Origin of the sequence: Polynucleobacter finlandensis (assembly GCF_018881755.1) — a bacterium.
GTDB lineage: Bacteria > Pseudomonadota > Gammaproteobacteria > Burkholderiales > Burkholderiaceae > Polynucleobacter > Polynucleobacter finlandensis.
In genome coordinates, this window is the sequence record NZ_JACVPS010000016.1 from 14064 (window position 1) to 31825 (window position 17762).

A 17762-nucleotide genomic window follows, 5' to 3' on the forward strand; every position below is an offset into this window, starting at 1 on the left:
CTCTCGACCCCAAGGCAGTAGCCAGAAAAATGCCAGGGCGTTGAGTGAGGGCGCCAATGATCGGCAGTCGATCACCGGCAACACAACGTATTCCGACAAAGCAATCGGCAACTTTTAATGAAGTGCTATCGCCCTCTCTGTAATCCAGCAATCCTTGGGCCTGCTCACGATTGAACATATCGCTGCTCTCGCGAGCCTCCAAGTCATCCTCACCCTCATCAAAACTTGAGCCGACTATCCACCGGTGGCTACCATCCGCAAGTTCTTCGGCAGGCAAGCAATAGCCATCGCCAGAGATGCCTACTCGTGGTAATTGCGCGGCCCAAGGATCGTTCTTGGCGATTGAAAAAATACTCAACTGGCCGCGCACTGGTTTTAGCGGCAAGCGAATATCAACACTAGCCATTAAGGTCTTGGCCTCCATTGCAGCAGCCACAATCACTTTTTGTGCACTGATGATTGGCTGGCCTGCGCCATCAAACAAAAGCCATCTCCCATTACATGCCTCAAGACGGCTAATGTGTACGCTCCAAAAGCAGGTCAATCTTTTGTGTTTCTGCAATAAATCATTTGCAGCCTTAGCTAAGCTAAGGGATGCGCCTCGTGGCAACCACACGCCGCTTTGCTCAACACCTAAAAGTATCCGCGCTTCACCGGCATCCAAAGGCCTGGCCATATCGTTATCAAGATCAAGTGCCTGTAAATGCTTTTGCAGTTCTTCGCGATCAAATGCTTTATCTTTTTTAGTCGGCTGGAATATGCCGTGTTGATTCCACTGTTTTCCCCAACGTGCTTCGGCCATTAGAAAAGCGATGCGCGTTAATCGTAAGAGGCGAGGCGAGCCTCTACCTATATGGGGATGGGCTATTGCGTATGCATGGCTTGAACAAGCGCTTGCTGGTGAATTCGCTGCATCGACTATACAAACAGATTGCCCACGCGCCAGTAGTTCATTTGCAATGGTGGCACCTGCAATACCAGCCCCAATCACCACTATTTCATGGTGTTGGGGTATGGGCATGTTGTTTGATCTTAGACGAACAAAACCGCTAATGCGGAATTAGGCGTTTAAGCGCTTCTCAATTTTTGCGCGAGTCTCTAGTAATTCTTTTGGCAAACGTTCGCCAAGGTGCTCAAATAATTCAGTGTGTAATTTGAGCTCGTTCTTCCAGTCATCAACACCGACTGTGATGGCTTTCTCAAATTTTTCTGCTGAATAGTCAAGACCACCCCAATGCATATCGGTATGCTCTGGGCAAATACCAAATGGGGTTTCTAGGCCCTTAGCCGTGCCTTCTGCGCGCCCAAGGATCCAAGACAGAACGCGCATATTCTCACCAAATCCTGGCCATACGAACTTACCGTTCTCATCTTTGCGGAACCAGTTCACGCAATAGATTTTTGGCAAGACTGCCCCTTCGGCTGCAAGCTTGTTGCCAACATTCAACCAGTGCTGGAAGTAATCGCTCATGTTGTAACCGGCAAACGCAATCATTGCGAATGGATCGCGGCGCACGACACCAACTTGACCGGTAATCGCAGCAGTAGTTTCAGAGCCCAAGGTTGCGGCCATGTAAACACCTTCTACCCAGTCACGCGCCTCGCTAACCAAAGGCACTGTATTGGAGCGGCGACCGCCGAATAAGAATGCGTCAATTGCAACGCCCTCAGGGTTGTCCCAGTTTGGATCAACCGCTGGATTGTTTGTTGCTGCGACAGTGAAGCGAGAATTTGGATGTGCGGCTTTGCGTCCTGCTGCGCCATCTGCTGGTGTCCAGTCTTTGCCTTGCCAATCAATTAAGTGTGCTGGCGGCGTTTCTGTCAAACCCTCCCACCAAACATCACCATCATCCGTCAAACCAACGTTAGTAAAGATAACGTCTTGGTTTAATGAGTCGATACAGTTTTGATTGGTTTGCTTATTGGTTCCTGGGGCAACACCAAAATAACCTGACTCAGGATTGATAGCAAACAGGCGGGTCTTGCCAGTAATAGGGTCTTTGCGTGGCTTGATCCAGGCAATGTCATCACCAATAGTGGTCACTTTCCAACCCTCAAATCCTTTTGGAGGGATCATCATAGAGAAGTTGGTTTTTCCGCAGGCGGATGGGAATGCTGCAGCAATGTGGTATTTCTTACCTTCAGGTGAGCTTACTCCCAAGATCAGCATGTGCTCAGCCAGCCAGCCTTCGTCGCGACCCATATTGGAGGCAATGCGCAAAGCAAAGCATTTTTTACCCAACAATGCGTTGCCACCGTAACCAGATCCAAAGGACCAAATTTCACGCGTCTCTGGGTAGTGAACAATGTATTTGTTTTTATTGTTTGGCCATGCAACGTCCTTTTCGCCAGCAGCGAGTGGCTTACCAACTGTGTGTATGCAGGGTACGAATTCACCATTCGCGCCCAACTGATCAATCACGGCTTTGCCCATACGGGTCATCAAGCGCATGTTGATGGCGACATACGGACTATCTGAGAGCTCAACACCAATGTGGGCGATTGGGGAGCCAATGGGGCCCATTGAAAATGGCACCACATACAGCGTTCTGCCACGCATGCAACCGTCAAACAAAGGCTGCAGCGTTGCACGCATTTCGCTTGGCTCTACCCAGTTATTCGTTGGGCCTGCATCTTCTTTTTTGGCTGAACAAATAAAGGTGCGATCTTCTACGCGCGCTACATCTTCTGGGTCTGACAGTGCCAAAAACGAGTTTTTGCGTTTTGCAGGGTTCAAACGCTTGAACACTCCTGCGGCAACCAATAGCTCACAAAGCTTGTCATACTCGGTTTGAGAGCCATCACACCAGTGAATACTGTCAGGCTTAGTAAGTGCGGCAATGTCTGCAACCCATTGAATTAATTTGGTATTTTTTACATAATCTGGCGCATTGACATTGATTTGGCCATTAGTACTTGTGGTCATAGGATCCCTTGGAATGAATTAATTTTTAATCCAATGATTTTAACATTTCGGACATATTTATATGCTCACCCCAATGGGCGCAAACCCTTTACTTGCCGATACAGAACTGGCTAAATATCTTTCCCAAAAGGTCATCAGGCAACAACTTTCCAGTGATCTGTCCAAGCTGATCTTGCGCCAAACGGAGCTCTTCTGCAAATAAATCCAAGGAAATGTTCCCATCTGCAGCGAATTGCTGTGATTTATCTATATGTTCTGCTGCCCGATCAAGGCAATCTAAGTGCCTACGCCTAGCAATAATGGCCCCCTCATGTGAGCCGCCCCAACCAGCAATTTCCAAGATCTTTTTCTTTAAGCCATCAATTCCATCGCCAGTTTTAGCCGAAATTAATAAAGTGCCACCGCGCGTGGAGCTATCGGCCGTCGCTAACAAATCTGATTTATTAAGAACCTCTAACACCTCACACTTGGGTGGAAGTGCCTGCAAGATTGCCTTTCTTAAAGCTTCTTCAGTGGCGGCTTCTGGAGACGCTTCTGAATTGAAGTCCTTCAGAAAGATCACCACATCAGCCAGTCGGATGGCATCCCACGATCTTTCGATGCCCTTGGCTTCGACCAAATCATCCGTCTCTCGAAGCCCTGCGGTGTCAATGATGTGCATGGGCACGCCATCAAGGCTGATGCTTTCCTTCACTCGATCACGCGTCGTCCCAGCGATTGGCGTAACAATAGCAACCTCTTCGCCAGCCAGTCGATTTAGTAGAGAGCTCTTGCCGACATTGGGCGCACCAGCCAAAACCAGCTGAATGCCGTCACGCAAAATCTTGCCTTGCTTTGCACTGCTGCGCAGCGCCAGCAATTTATCACTCACTTTTTTTAACCGTTCACGCGCATGCGCATTTTCCAAAAACTCAATTTCTTCTTCTGGAAAATCTAGAGTCGACTCAACCAAAATTCTGAGTTGCGTAATTTCCTCAATCAAATCATTAATGTCGTCAGAGAATGAGCCCTGCAACGATCTGGCAGCACCCCTTACCGCCGCCTCACTTTGCGCATCAATTAAATCAGCGATGGCTTCAGCTTGGGCCAAATCAATTTTGTCATTCAAGTAGGCGCGGAGGGTGAACTCCCCCGGCTCAGCAATCACTAGGCCACTATCTTTACCAAGCTCTAGGCAACGCTTCATCACCAACTCGAGCAGTTGGGGGCCACCATGACACTGAAGCTCCAAAACATCCTCGCCTGTAAAGGATGCTGGGCTAATAAAGTGAATCGCGATAAGCTGATCGATGGGTGCACCAACAGCATCCCGCAGGGTCAGTAAATGTGCCTCACGAGGCTTGAGTACTTTTTGAAAAAGTGCTTTGGTAATTGGCGATAAGTCGGCGCCGCTGATGCGAATGACGCCAACCCCGGCCCTACCGGGGGCGGTAGCTACAGCAATGATGGGCACTTTTCTCGTCATCATTGCTATGCGCTTTATATAAAATAAATGGCAGCGCCTAAATTATTAGGCAGCTTTTTTTCCAAACAATCGATTAATTTGCCACTGTTGCGCAATAGATAGAAGGTTGTTTGTTACCCAATATAAAACCAAGCCGGCGGGGAAGAAGAAGAACATGATCGAAAAAACAATCGGCATGTACATCATCACTTTTGCCTGAATAGGGTCTGGTGGTGTTGGGTTTAATTTAGTTTGTACAAACATCGAGATCGCCATAATGATTGGCAAGATGTAGTACGGATCAGGGATTGATAAATCTTGAATCCACAACACCCAAGGCGCGCCACGCATCTCAACAGATGAGAGTAATACCCAGTACAAAGAAATGAACACGGGAATCTGAATCACCACAGGTAAACATCCGCCCAGTGGATTAATTTTTTCCTTGCGATACATCTCCATCATCGCTTGATTTAGCTTTTGTGGCTCGCCCTTAAACTGCTCTTTCATGAGAGCCAAGCGTGGTTGGACCTCCTTCATTCTCGCCATAGACTTATAGCTGGCAGCAGATAGTGGGAAGAAAACCAATTTAATAAAGATTGTCAAAAGAATGATTGCCCAACCCCAGTTACCAACATAAGAGTGAATCTTCTCTAACAACCAAAAAATGGGTTTAGCCAAAATGGTGAGGTAACCATAGTCCTTGAGCAACTCCAAGCCTGGAGCAATGCCCTCCAAGAGGCGCTCTTCCTGAGGGCCTACAAATAGTTTTGTTTTTTCTACGACAGTGGTACCGGGAGCAACAACACCAAGCGGGGTTTGAATACCAATGCGATAGAGATTTAAATCAACCTTGCCAGCGTAAATATCTCTAGCAAGCTTATCCCCAGGGATCCAAGCTGATGCGAAGTAATGCTGCACCATTGCAACCCACGCTGGGTCACCAGCAGGAACCTGGGTTGGGATAGTAATTTTGTTTTTATCCATGGCGGTAAATTCAAGCTTGTTGAATTTTTCGACGCCGGTGTAAACCGCTGGACCAGTAAAAGTGCTCGCAGAAAACGCGCCGCCAAATGGTCCAATTTTTTGTTCTTGGCTACCATCGCGCAAAATTTCGGTATACAACACCAACGGCGTTGTGCTTGCACTGCTCTGTGTTACGCGGTGCCCAACATCCACCACATAGCTGCCTTGGGTGAGCACAAAAGTTTTCTCTAGCTTTACGCCATTTCGCTCGCTCGACAAGACAATGAATGGCCTGCCAGACCCATCTTTACCAGACTGGGTCGCCTTAAATACGCTGGTATGGTTTGGCAACTCAGTATTACCCATAGAAATTAAGCCTGAACGGGCAATATAGGTATGTGTTGCTGTCTGCTGAAAGAGCTCAACCGGCTTTTTGTCTGCTGTTAATTCTTTTAATAGTTTTGCATCGACCACATTTGCGCCGTTGCCACTAATTTCTAGCGCCAATACATCGTTTTGCAATACGAATCTTTCGCCAGCATCTGACGTGGCTCCGGCTGCCATAGGCGCCACTGTATTTGCCTTTGGCGCTGCTCCCGACATCTGTGTTGGTACGTCTGCTTTACCAGCGGTAGGGCTTGTTGCTTGCTGGGTTGTTGCTGGAGCGCCCCCAAATAAAGAAGGCTTGCCCTCATGGACCATCCAATTGTTATAAAGCATCAACCCCGACAAGGAAAACACAGCCCAAAGAATTGTTTTTTTAAAGTCCATTTGCATTTGTTTACTTAATGAGTTGTTTGTTTTACTACGGGATCATGACCACCTTGTGACCATGGATTGCAGCGTGCAATGCGCCAAATTGTTAAGCCAAGGCTTTTTACAAAACCATAATGATTAAAACACTCGCAAGCATACTCGGAGCAGCTTGGTACAAACTTGCATTGCATCCCCATATAGGGGCTTAACAGCAACTGATACAGCCTGAGCAATTTAATCGCCACTTTATTTAGGACGTGCACGCTAGATCAACCCTGCAAACTGTGAGCGCAGTAGTATTTTTTCTTTTTTTCGTAGTCTGCCACGCGTATCGCGACCAATCGGTTTTTTCAACTTAACAACCACATCGCTGCTATTGAGATGGGTTGTTTGTGCCGTCCAAACCAATTCACGAATCATGCGCTTTATTCTGTTGCGATCAACAGCGCGTTTTGCCAGTTTTTTGGCTACAGCAATTCCTAAATCAGCTTGCGCACCAGCCTCTGTCGAAGCCAAATACAAACCCCAATACAAACTTGTCTTGGGGCGTGTTTTGAGTAATTCAGAAATCCTGGCGCTATTCAAAAGCTAAATCAATTAAACAGCTAAGCGTTTACGGCCTTTTGCGCGGCGTGCATTTAAAACTGCGCGGCCACTCTTGGTTTTCATACGAATACGAAATCCATGGGTGCGTTTACGACGTACTACTGAGGGTTGGTATGTTCTTTTCATGATAGATCCTAAGGAAGCCATGTATTTTCCTTGTTGCAGAGCAAAAGGTCAACCTATCCTTATTGATATATAGGTGTTTTTCTATATTTTTTATGGGTTTTTCCTACAAATACCTAATTTGTAAGGTTTTTTTGATTTTGTACACAAGTTATCCACAGGTTTTCCACGATTTTCTAGCTTGTGGATAACTTTGTAGCCTCGCTACAATGGATCCTCTAAAAATATGAGCAACTTAAACAATCCCCCCGCCTTGAATTCACTAAACCCCCTGGGTTTTTGGGATGGTGCTATTGGCATCCTGTCCCGCGAGCTGTCTCCCCAACAGTTTAAAACTTGGATTCAACCTTTGAGGTTGATTTCATTTGATGTAAGTGATCAATCACTTACAATTGGAGCACCAAATAGATTCAAACTTGATTGGATCAAAAAAACTTTTGCCGATCGTTTTCAAGAATTGGCTGAGCACTATTTTGGCTTTCCTGTAAACCTAAGCTTTGTTTTGGATGTTGAGGCGGGCGCCCCAGATTTGGGTTTGACGGCCCCCGTTCTAGCCCTAAGCCCAATCAATTCAGAGCCTGATTTAACCCAAGCCAGCCAAGAAGACGAAGTATTAACGGAAGAGCGTTCGTTTGAGATTGAAGACCACTCAAAACTAAACCCTAACCTCACTTTCGACACCTTTGTAACTGGTAAAGCAAATCAACTTGCTCGGGCCGCTTCCATTCAAGTGGCCCACAATCCAGGCACATCCTACAACCCCATGTTTTTATATGGTGGGGTGGGGCTAGGCAAAACACACCTGATCCACGCAATTGGCAACCACCTTTTGAAGGAAAAACCAAATGCGCGGATTCGATATATTCATGCTGAGCAGTATGTTTCGGATGTGGTTCGTGCATACCAACAAAAGGCATTTGACCGTTTTAAGCGCTATTACCACTCCCTAGACCTCCTATTAATTGACGATATTCAGTTTTTTAGCGGTAAATCCCGGACACAAGAAGAGTTTTTCTACGCTTTTGAGGCTTTATTAAGCAATAAAGCCCAGGTGATTATTACTAGTGACACCTACCCCAAAGAGATGGCGGGAATTGATGATCGACTGATCTCCCGCTTTGACTCAGGTCTAACTGTGGCGATCGAGCCGCCAGAGCTAGAGATGCGGGTTGCCATTTTGATGAAAAAAGCAATCAGCGAAGGCATCCCCATGAGTGAGGATGTGGCATTTTTTGTGGCCAAACACCTGCGCTCAAACGTGAGAGAGCTCGAAGGGGCGTTGCGCAAAATTTTGGCTTATGTGCGCTTCCACGGTCGAGAAGTAACGATTGAGGTAGCTCGCACCGCGCTTAAAGACCTGCTTTCCATCCAAAATCGGCAAATTTCTGTGGAGAATATCCAAAAGGCTGTTGCGGATTTTTATAGTATTAAGGTGGCGGACATGTACTCCAAAAAGCGCCCTGCAAATATTGCTCGCCCAAGGCAAATTGCGATGTTTATGGCTAAAGAGTTAACCCAAAAAAGCCTTCCAGAAATTGGGGAGTTGTTTGGGGGGCGTGATCACACAACCGTTTTACATGCCGTTCGTAAGATTGGTGAGGAGCGCTCACATGATGGGCAACTTAACCATGAGATTCACGTTATAGAGCAAACCCTAAAAGCTTAGTTCTTTTCCTGTGGATAAGGTTGTGGACAGCTCAATGAATAACTTTGGGGATTGTGTGTGGATAAATTGTGGAAAGTGTCCGCTTCATGCAAAAATAGGGTATTGATAGAAAGTTATCCAAGATCTATCCAGCGTTTATACAAAAGTTTTCCACAGGTTTTTTGGTCTTTAATGTGTTGTTTTATATAAGGTTTTTGAGTTATCCACTGAAATCACAAGCCTTATTACTACTACTAATAAGATATATACAAGGATTTAAAAGCAATGCAACTCGTTAACACTTCGCGTGACAGCTTACTAAAACCCCTTCAGGTCGTTAGTGGAATTGTTGAACGTCGCCACACTCTGCCAATTTTGGCAAACCTGCTTTTTAAAAAACAGGGTGACAAGGTTTCTTTTATTTCTACAGACATTGAGATTCAAATAACGACCAATGCAAACTTTGGTGTTGGGTCTGAGGATGTAACTACAACGGTTGCAGCAAGAAAATTATTAGATATTTTGCGCGCACTACCAGAGGGTCCTGTAGCGCTTAATCTCAAAGACAACAAAATGGTTGTGCAGAGTGGGAAGAGTCGCTTCTCCCTACAAACTTTATCTGCCAATGAATTTCCGGTGATGCAAAGTGTTGGAGAGGTTACGGCAACCTGGAAGATGTCGCAAAAGAGCTTTCGCCAACTCATTAGCCAAGTGCATTTTGCAATGGCGCAGCAAGATATTCGTTATTACTTAAACGGAATGTTGTTGGTTGTTGAGGGAAAGCAAGTAATTGCTGTTGCAACCGATGGTCATCGTTTAGCTTACTCACAAGTTGAGCTGGCAGAGGCACCATCTGGATCTGGACAAAAACAAGAAATTATTATTCCCCGTAAAACTATTTTAGAGTGTCAACACCTACTTGAAGACTCTGAGGAGCCACTTGAAATTAGTCTAACTTCCAACCAGGTGAAATTTTCATTTGGAGATATTGAGCTTATTTCAAAGTTGGTCGAGGGTAAGTTCCCAGATTTTCAGCGCGTTATTCCTAAGGGCCACAAAAATTCATTAATTGTTGGTAGGGATCTTTTACAAGCAGCACTTCAGCGCGCGGCGATTTTAACTACAGACAAATTCAAAGGTGTACGTTTTTCTTTATCACCAAATCGCATTACTGTGCAATCTACCAATGCTGAGCAGGAAGAGGCTCAAGAAGAAATTGAAACTGAATACAGCGGTGACTCTGTTGAAATTGGTTTTAATGTCAGCTATTTGTTAGATGTTTTATCTAATCTAAAAAATGAAAATATTCAAATCAGTTTAGGTGATGCAAATAGTAGTGCTGTTGTAACACTACCCGGCTCCGAAGACTTTAAGTATGTTGTGATGCCAATGCGCATTTAATTTAGAAAAAAATGACTGAAGAAAAAAAAGTAGTAGAGCAATACGGCGCATCATCGATTCAAATTCTAGAGGGCCTTGAGGCGGTTCGTAAACGCCCTGGTATGTATATCGGTGATACATCTGATGGCACCGGCCTACACCACCTTGTATTTGAAGTTCTTGATAACTCTATTGATGAGGCCTTAGCCGGACACTGCTCTGAGATCACCGTTGTCATTCAGACTGATAACTCAATTTCTATTGTTGATAATGGCCGCGGTGTACCTACAGGCATTAAGTACGACGACAAACACGAGCCCAAAAGAAGTGCCGCTGAAATCGTTATGACCGAGTTGCACGCTGGTGGTAAGTTTGACCAAAACAGCTATAAAGTTTCTGGCGGTCTCCACGGCGTTGGCGTTAGTTGTGTCAATGCGCTATCAAAATGGTTAAAGCTAACTATTCGTCGTGATGGCAAAGCTCACTATATGGAGTTTGCACGTGGCGTTATTCAAAATCGGAATATTGAAGAAGAGAACGGCGTTAGTGTTTCGCCAATTTCTGTAATAGGCGATACCGAGCATTCAGGAACAGAAGTTCATTTCTTAGCCGACGAAACCGTTTTTGGAAATGTGGAATTTCATTATGAGATTTTGGTTAAGCGCATCCGGGAACTCTCATTCTTAAATAATGGCGTACACATCAAGTTAATTGATCAGCGCTCTGGCCAAGAAGAAGATTTTGCTTTTTCTGGCGGCGTTAAGGGTTTTGTTGAGTACATCAACCAAACTAAAAACGTTTTACACCCAAATATTTTTTATGCAGAAGGTATGCGGCCTTCAGACTTGGGTGGCAACATTACTGCCGAAGTCTCAATGCAGTGGAATGATAGTTTTAGTGAACAAGTGCTTTGTTTTACCAACAACATTCCACAGCGAGATGGCGGAACTCACTTAACTGGTTTGCGCGCGGCAATGACGCGCGTCATCAACAAATATATTGATGAGCATGAGGTTGCCAAAAAAGCTAAAGTAGAAATCTCCGGTGACGATATGCGCGAGGGTCTAGCTTGCGTCCTATCTGTAAAAGTGCCTGAGCCAAAATTTTCTAGTCAAACAAAAGATAAATTAGTTTCCAGCGAGGTTCGTGGGCCCGTAGAAGAAATTGTTGCTGAGGCTTTAAGCGCTTATCTCCAAGAGCGGCCGGCGGACGCGAAAATACTTTGTGGAAAAATCGTAGACGCTGCGCGTGCTCGCGAGGCAGCTCGCAAGGCGCGCGATATGACGCGCCGCAAGGGCGTGCTTGATGGTTTAGGTTTGCCTGGTAAATTGGCGGACTGCCAAGAGAAAGACCCCACAAAATCTGAATTGTTTATTGTCGAGGGCGACTCAGCGGGGGGCTCTGCTAAGCAGGGCCGCGATAGGCGTTTCCAAGCAATTCTTCCTTTAAAAGGAAAAATCTTAAACGTTGAGAAAGCGCGCTTCGACAAAATGCTTGCTAGTCAAGAGGTTGTCACGCTCATCACGGTGTTGGGAACCGGTATTGGTATCGAAGAGTACAAGGCGGATAAGTTGCGCTACCACCGCATCATCATCATGACCGATGCCGACGTTGATGGAAGCCACATTAGAACGCTATTGCTTACCTTCTTCTATAGACAGATGCCAGAGCTTATTGAGCGTGGACACATTTATATCGCCCAACCACCTCTTTATAAAGTGAAGTTTGGTAAAAACGAGCAATATATTAAAGATGATGCAGAGCTAAACCAGCTTCTACTAAAAATCGCACTGGAGTCCGCTTCGCTGCAGACGCCATCTGGCGAGTTAATAGAGGGGGCTGACTTAGCAGACCTAGCTAAACACTACCAAGTGATTCAATCCATTGTTGATCGCCTATCCAGAACAATCGACGAAGACGCTTTGCGCGCTATTGCCGATGGAACACAGCTCAACCTTGATACTGAGGCGTCAGCAAACGAGTCTGCCGATCGTTTACGTACCGTCTTAGCGAAATCCACAAATCCTTTGGCTCTGCCGCCAGAAATCATTGTGCAAAAAGATGAGCGGACCGAGCGCTTTAAGTTATTGCTATCACGCCGCATTCATGGAAACCTAAAACTCTCTTCCATTAACTCAGATTTTGTTCATGGCGATGATTACCAAAGCCTGTCCAATGCTGCAGCAGTTTTATCTGGAAAGGTTTTACCGGGCACCAAGGTGCGTCGGGGTGATCCAGACAAAAACCAAAAAGAACAATCCATACAAGACTTCCGCGCCGCGTTTTCCTGGCTGTTATCAGAAGCAGAGCGAGTGCTTAGTCGTCAACGATATAAAGGTTTGGGTGAGATGAACCCATCACAGTTGTGGGAAACCACTATGGATGCAAATTCTCGCACCCTGTTGCAAGTAAAGATCGAGGACGCCATTACTGCTGATCAAGTGTTTACAACGTTGATGGGTGATGAAGTAGAGCCGCGCCGAGCATTCATTGAAAAGAATGCGTTGATTGCCCGCAACCTAGACGTTTAAATTATGAAGAACAAGAAATTAAAACCACCGAAGGTGGATCGCTCTAATATTGTCGTGAAATCCTCCCCCATCCATGGGAAAGGTGTTTTCGCTGCTAAGCCCGTTAAAAAAGGCGACGCCCTAATTGAATACAAAGGCGAGCGCATTAGCTGGAAGTTGGCAGAAAAGCGCCACCCCCACGACCCCAAAGACCCAAATCACACTTTCTATTTTTCATTAGAAGATGGTCGCGTGATTGATGCTAAGTACGGCGGTAATGCTGCGCGTTGGATTAACCATTCATGCAAGCCAAACTGTGAAACGAAAGAAGACTCATTTGATGGTAAACCCCGTGTTTTCGTTTACGCAAAGCGAAGCTTGAAGTTAGGTGAAGAGCTTTTCTACGACTACTCTCTTGATGTAGAGGGAAAAGTTACCAAACAGCTGAAAAAAGATTACGAATGTCGTTGTGGTGCTAAAAAATGTCGCGGCACAATGCTGGCGCTTGACAACAAGTAATTAAATTCAACCCCATGTTTTTTACTATTCAAGAGATTGAGGCGGCCATCAACTTTTGGCGTGGACAGTCTCCCGCGTTTGGCGAAGAGCTGCGCCTATGTCTTGAAGTCACAACGCTTGCTAAACCATATGCACTCATGATTGTGCAGGGGGCCCAACGTATTCCAGCCGATGTTATGGACGAGGCGGCCAGGGTTGCAATGCAAGGCTATCTAAAAACAGTTCACACAAACTAGGTGAATTCTCCCTGTTTAGTTTAGGGTTATCGCTAGGGTTATCGCTATATATGGCAAGCTCATCTTAAGGTATTCTCAATTTCTTACCTTGGCGCACGATTAAGGGCTTAGTTTGCAAGAAACAATACTAGAGACAATAGGGTTGGGAAAGTCCTTCAAGGGATTTTCTGCGGTCAACGATGTCAACCTAAAGGTTGCTCGAGGCAGCATTCACGCCCTGATTGGCCCCAATGGCGCAGGGAAAACAACCTGCTTTAACTTGCTGACAAAATTTTTAGAGCCAAGTAGCGGCCAAATCCTATTTAATGGTTTTGATATCACCAATGAGGAGCCCGCTCAAATTGCAAGACGCGGGATTATTCGTTCTTTTCAAATTTCTGCTGTTTTTCCACATTTGACCGTCATGGAAAATGTTCGTGTTGCGCTGCAGCGAGGACTAGGAACAGAATTCCACTTTTGGAAATCTATTGATTCTCTAAACATTCTGAATGACCGCGCCTTAGAGCTTTTGCATGAGGTTGGCTTAGAAGAGTTTGCAAATGAAGAAACTCTCAATTTGGCCTATGGCCGGAAAAGGGCTCTAGAAATTGCAACCACCCTGGCCATGGAGCCAGAGTTAATGCTTTTAGATGAGCCAACCCAAGGAATGGGTCATGAGGACGTGGAGCGGGTCACAGAGCTGATTAGCCGAGTAGCTAAGGGGCGCACTGTCCTAATGGTTGAGCACAACATGAAGGTCGTCTCTTCGATTGCTGACTGTATTACCGTGCTACAGCGTGGAGCAGTTTTGGCGGAAGGCTCTTACCAAGAGGTGTCCAATAATCCTTTGGTGGTCGAGGCCTATATGGGCAGCCACGGGGGCGAGTCCTTATGAGTAATATGGCGCTCGAAGTCAAAAATCTAGAGTCTTGGTATGGCGAATCGCATATTTTGCACGGCGTTAATTTTGCCGTGCGAGACGGTGAAGTTGTGACTCTTTTGGGCCGAAATGGCGCCGGCAGAAGCACCATTCTGAAAACCATACTGGGCCTTACTAGTAAGAGGAAGGGCTCAATTTCTGTATTTGGAACGGAGACCACCTCTCTCCCTACCTATCAAATTGCGCGTCTTGGGATTGGGTATTGCCCTGAAGAGCGGGGAATCTTCGCGAGTTTAAGTGCCGAAGAAAACCTATTGCTGCCGCCAAAAATATCTTCAGGTGGTATGGGTTTAGAAGAAATCTATGAGATGTTCCCCAACCTGTATGAGCGTCGCAATAGTCCGGGTACAAGGCTATCTGGCGGCGAGCAGCAAATGTTGGCGATGGCTAGAATTTTGAGAACTGGCGCCAAACTTTTATTGCTAGACGAGATTACCGAAGGTCTTGCGCCCGTTATTGTTCAAAAACTGGGCGAAGTCGTTACTAAATTAAGAAACAAAGGTTTTACGATTGTTCTAGTCGAACAGAATTTCAGATTTGCAGCAGGACTTGCAGATAGGCATTATGTTGTAGAGGGTGGCTTGATAGTTGAAGTGGTTGAACGTTCTGAGCTAAAAGCTAAAGCGGAATTGTTGAATGGGTATTTAGGGGTTTGATTGGGTTTTTATTTTTTAAAGGATAAATCATGAAGCGGACTTTAATTTCTTTGGCGGTAGCAGCTCTGGCTGCGGTTTCTGGTGGCGTTGGCGCGGCTGATCAAGCCCCAGTAAAAATTGGTTTTATTACTGACATGTCTGGTTTGTACGCCGACATTGATGGTCAGGGGGGATTAGAGGCGATCAAAATGGCAGTCGCAGATTTTGGTGGCACTGTTTTAGGTAAGAAAATTGAAATTGTTTCAGCAGACCACCAAAACAAAGCGGATATTGCAGCCTCTAAAACACGAGAGTGGGTTGATCAAGATGGCGTCACTGTGATTTTTGGCGGCACGAACTCTGGCACTGCATTAGCAACCGCTAAAGTAGCCGCAGAGAAAAAACGTATCTATATTAATAATGGTGCGGGCACCTCTGCATTAACGAACGAACAGTGCAGCCCTTACACAATTCATTACACCTACGACACTATTGCCTTAGCAAATGGATCTGCCAAGGGAATGATGGACAAGGGCCTTAAGACTTGGTACTTTTTAACTGCTGACTATGCGTTTGGTTATGCGCTTGAGAAGGACGCAACCAACGTGATTAATGCTAGCGGCGGAAAGGTCTTAGGAACCTCTAAGCACCCATTAAACGCCAGCGATTTTTCTTCTTACTTGCTTCAGGCACAAAATTCAAAAGCCCAAGTTCTTGGGCTGGCTAATGCGGGTGGCGACACAATCAACTCCGTGAAAGCTGCTAACGAATTTGGCATCACCAAGACCATGAAGATTGCCGGCTTGCTAGTGTTTATCACCGATGTTCATGCTATTGGCATTAAGAATGCGCAAGGGCTGTTAGCAACAGAGGCTTGGTATTGGGATCAGAGCGATCAATCGCGTAAGTTCGCTGGCCGCTTTATGGAAAAAATGAAGCGTATGCCTAGCATGGTTCAGGCGGGTAACTACTCATCCACCATGACTTACCTCAATGCGGTTAAAGCTGCCGGCACTGATGACTCAGACAAAGTGATGGCTCAGATGCGTAAAACCAAAATTAACGATATGTTTACAAAAAATGGCTACATTCGTAAAGATGGAACCATGGTGCATGACATGTATCTCTTTGAGGTTAAAACCCCAAGCGAAGTTAAAAGCCCATGGGACTATTACAAGCTAGTGTCTACCTTGTCAGGGGAAAAAGCCTTCACCATTCCACCTGATTCCAAGTGTGCTTTGTTGAATAAGTAAATCTTGGAAATCTTCGGCCTTTCTAGTTCCGCTCTGTTAAGCCAGCTCCTTTTGGGGCTGGTTAACGGCAGCTTTTACGCCATCCTCAGTTTGGGGTTGGCGGTCATTTTTGGCCTTTTAAATGTGATCAACTTTTCACATGGCGCGATGTTTATGCTGGGCGCCATTGTGACTTGGATGGCGGGGCAGTATTTTGGAATTAATTATTGGGTAATGCTGTTGTTGTCACCAATAGTCGTCGGCTTAGTTGGAATTGTGATTGAGCGCCTACTGCTGAGGCATCTGTATCAGCTCGATCATTTGTACGGCCTCTTGCTGACCTTTGGTTTAACTTTATTTATTGAGGGCGTGCTTCGCTCTATTTATGGAGCATCTGGTCTCGCTTACAGCGCTCCAGAGTTATTAAGTGGCTCTACTGATCTGGGGTTCATGGTCTTGCCAAACTACCGCGCCTGGGTGGTGTTTTCTTCGCTAACAGTCTGTTTTGCAACTTGGTACGTAATAGAAAAAACCAGCATCGGCGCTTATTTGCGAGCTGGCACTGAAAACCCTAAATTAGTTCAGGCGTTTGGTGTGAACTTCCCGCTGATGACAACCTTAACTTATGGGTTCGGGGTTGCGCTTGCTGCATTTTCTGGCGTGCTTGCTGCGCCGATTATTCAAGTTTCTCCTTTGATGGGGTCCAACCTGATCATTGTTGTTTTTGCTGTTGTGGTTATTGGCGGTATGGGCTCAATCATGGGCTCAATCATCACCGGCCTTGGCTTAGGTTTGATTGAGGGTTTAACAAAAGTGTTTTATCCCCAAGCCTCAAGCACTGTGGTGTTTGCCATCATGGTGATTGTTTTGTTGTTTAGGCCGGCAGGCTTGTTTGGGCGTGAAAAATGAGGCTACCTAAGCATTGGTTTTTGATGGTGATGATTGTGCTTGCAATAGCAGCTCCATTTACGGCCTACCCAATCTTTCTAATGAAAATTTTATGTTTTGCGCTTTTTGCCGCAGCATTTAATTTATTACTTGGTTTTACTGGCCTTTTGTCTTTTGGCCATGCCGCCTTTTTTGGTGGCGCCGGTTACTGCGCTGGTTATTTCATGCGCGACATGGGCGCCGGTCCAGCGCTTGGTATCCTGCTCGGCGTGGTTTTTGCTGCGGCTTTAGGTGCGCTTATCGGAGGACTAGCCATTCGTCGTCAAGGCATTTATTTTTCCATGATTACTTTGGCGTTGGCGCAGATGTTTTATTTTATTTGCCTGCAAGCCCCAGCCTCAGGTGGTGAGGATGGTTTTCAGAGCATCCCAAGAGGCGAGCTATTCGGTTTGATTGATCTTCAAAACGATTTGAATCTTTATTATTTTGTTTTAGTAGTTGTGCTTGGTGGATTTTTATTTATTCAGAGAATCATTTCTTCTCCCTTTGGACAAGTACTTAAAGCCATTAAAGAGAACGAGCCACGTGCGATTTCCTTGGGGTACAAAGTAAATCGCTTTAAATTTTTAGTATTTGTATTGTCTGCAGCGCTTGCCGGTTTAGCTGGTGGCGTTCAGGCCTTGGTGTTGGGCTTTGAAACCCTTACAGATGTTCACTGGACAATGTCTGGCTTAGTCATATTAATGACCTTAGTTGGTGGGGTTGGTACTTTTGCGGGCCCCTTTGTGGGCGCATTAGTGATTGTTCTGCTTGAGCACCGCGTTGGTGAAATTGGAACTTTCTTAGCTCAAATAACAGGGGTGTCTTGGTTTAACTCTTTGGGCGAGTCGGTTACCATCGTTACCGGATTAATCTTCGTCCTTTGTGTGATGGCTTTTCGTCGCGGCCTGGTTGGAATCTTTATTAAGAAGTAATAA

Annotated in this window: 16 protein-coding genes and 1 pseudogene; 10 read left to right on the top strand and 7 right to left on the bottom strand. The window is 45.8% G+C overall.

Annotation, left to right across the window (positions count from 1 at the left end; translation table 11 throughout):
- Positions 1-19 precede the first annotated feature (19 nt).
- The 7 genes and pseudogenes from mnmC1 to rpmH all read right to left on the bottom strand — a co-directional run.
- Positions 20-1021, bottom strand: a pseudogene (mnmC1, locus tag ICN49_RS11685) (FAD-dependent 5-carboxymethylaminomethyl-2-thiouridine(34) oxidoreductase MnmC1); the annotation flags it as partial.
- 39 nt (positions 1022-1060) lie between these two features.
- Positions 1061-2926 (bottom strand): phosphoenolpyruvate carboxykinase (GTP), encoded by a 1866-nt coding sequence (locus ICN49_RS10270; protein WP_216167980.1) that lies wholly within the window; start codon positions 2924-2926, stop codon positions 1061-1063.
- A gap of 88 nt (positions 2927-3014) precedes the next feature.
- The gene (gene mnmE, locus ICN49_RS10275) at positions 3015-4391 is read right to left on the bottom strand and encodes a tRNA uridine-5-carboxymethylaminomethyl(34) synthesis GTPase MnmE (RefSeq protein WP_216168016.1); all 1377 of its coding nucleotides are present in this window, start codon (positions 4389-4391) and stop codon (positions 3015-3017) included.
- A gap of 45 nt (positions 4392-4436) precedes the next feature.
- On the bottom strand, positions 4437-6107 hold the full coding sequence (gene yidC, locus ICN49_RS10280) for a membrane protein insertase YidC (protein ID WP_216167981.1): 1671 nt from the start codon (positions 6105-6107) through the stop codon (positions 4437-4439).
- A gap of 14 nt (positions 6108-6121) precedes the next feature.
- The gene (yidD, locus tag ICN49_RS10285; RefSeq protein ID WP_216167982.1) at positions 6122-6355 is read right to left on the bottom strand and encodes a membrane protein insertion efficiency factor YidD; all 234 of its coding nucleotides are present in this window, start codon (positions 6353-6355) and stop codon (positions 6122-6124) included.
- 1 nt (position 6356) lies between these two features.
- Complete coding sequence (gene rnpA, locus ICN49_RS10290; protein WP_216167983.1) at positions 6357-6677, bottom strand: ribonuclease P protein component; 321 nt, start codon at positions 6675-6677, stop codon at positions 6357-6359.
- Positions 6678-6689: 12 nt separating this feature from the next.
- A complete protein-coding gene (rpmH, locus tag ICN49_RS10295) occupies positions 6690-6824 on the bottom strand; it encodes a 50S ribosomal protein L34 (RefSeq protein ID WP_114636164.1) in 135 nt (44 codons plus the stop codon).
- A gap of 223 nt (positions 6825-7047) precedes the next feature.
- Here rpmH and dnaA point away from each other — a divergent pair, with 223 nt between their 5' ends.
- The 10 genes from dnaA to ICN49_RS10345 all read left to right on the top strand — a co-directional run bounded on the left by dnaA (position 7048) and on the right by ICN49_RS10345 (position 17759).
- The gene (gene dnaA, locus ICN49_RS10300) at positions 7048-8487 is read left to right on the top strand and encodes a chromosomal replication initiator protein DnaA (protein ID WP_255535506.1); all 1440 of its coding nucleotides are present in this window, start codon (positions 7048-7050) and stop codon (positions 8485-8487) included.
- Positions 8488-8751: 264 nt separating this feature from the next.
- A complete protein-coding gene (gene dnaN / locus ICN49_RS10305; protein WP_216167984.1) occupies positions 8752-9867 on the top strand; it encodes a DNA polymerase III subunit beta in 1116 nt (371 codons plus the stop codon).
- Positions 9868-9878: 11 nt separating this feature from the next.
- Positions 9879-12377: a DNA topoisomerase (ATP-hydrolyzing) subunit B gene (gene gyrB, locus ICN49_RS10310; protein WP_216167985.1), complete on the top strand. Its 2499-nt coding sequence runs from the start codon at positions 9879-9881 to the stop codon at positions 12375-12377.
- Positions 12378-12380: 3 nt separating this feature from the next.
- Positions 12381-12875 carry an SET domain-containing protein gene (locus ICN49_RS10315; protein ID WP_216167986.1) on the top strand — a complete coding sequence of 165 codons (495 nt, stop codon included), beginning with the start codon at positions 12381-12383 and terminating at the stop codon, positions 12873-12875.
- Between the two features lie 14 nt (positions 12876-12889).
- Complete coding sequence (locus tag ICN49_RS10320; RefSeq protein WP_216167987.1) at positions 12890-13111, top strand: DUF3717 domain-containing protein; 222 nt, start codon at positions 12890-12892, stop codon at positions 13109-13111.
- Between the two features lie 112 nt (positions 13112-13223).
- On the top strand, positions 13224-13985 hold the full coding sequence (locus tag ICN49_RS10325) for an ABC transporter ATP-binding protein (protein ID WP_216167988.1): 762 nt from the start codon (positions 13224-13226) through the stop codon (positions 13983-13985).
- Positions 13982-14686, top strand: coding sequence for an ABC transporter ATP-binding protein (locus ICN49_RS10330; protein WP_216167989.1), 705 nt, complete (start codon positions 13982-13984; stop codon positions 14684-14686). The genes ICN49_RS10325 and ICN49_RS10330 overlap by 4 nt, the downstream gene beginning before the upstream one ends.
- 29 nt (positions 14687-14715) lie before the next feature.
- Complete coding sequence (locus ICN49_RS10335) at positions 14716-15918, top strand: ABC transporter substrate-binding protein (protein WP_216167990.1); 1203 nt, start codon at positions 14716-14718, stop codon at positions 15916-15918.
- A 3-nt stretch (positions 15919-15921) separates the two neighbouring features.
- Positions 15922-16806 (top strand): branched-chain amino acid ABC transporter permease, encoded by an 885-nt coding sequence (locus ICN49_RS10340; RefSeq protein ID WP_216167991.1) that lies wholly within the window; start codon positions 15922-15924, stop codon positions 16804-16806.
- Positions 16803-17759 carry a branched-chain amino acid ABC transporter permease gene (locus tag ICN49_RS10345; protein WP_216167992.1) on the top strand — a complete coding sequence of 319 codons (957 nt, stop codon included), beginning with the start codon at positions 16803-16805 and terminating at the stop codon, positions 17757-17759. The genes ICN49_RS10340 and ICN49_RS10345 overlap by 4 nt, the downstream gene beginning before the upstream one ends.
- The last annotated feature ends 3 nt before the right edge of the window (positions 17760-17762 follow it).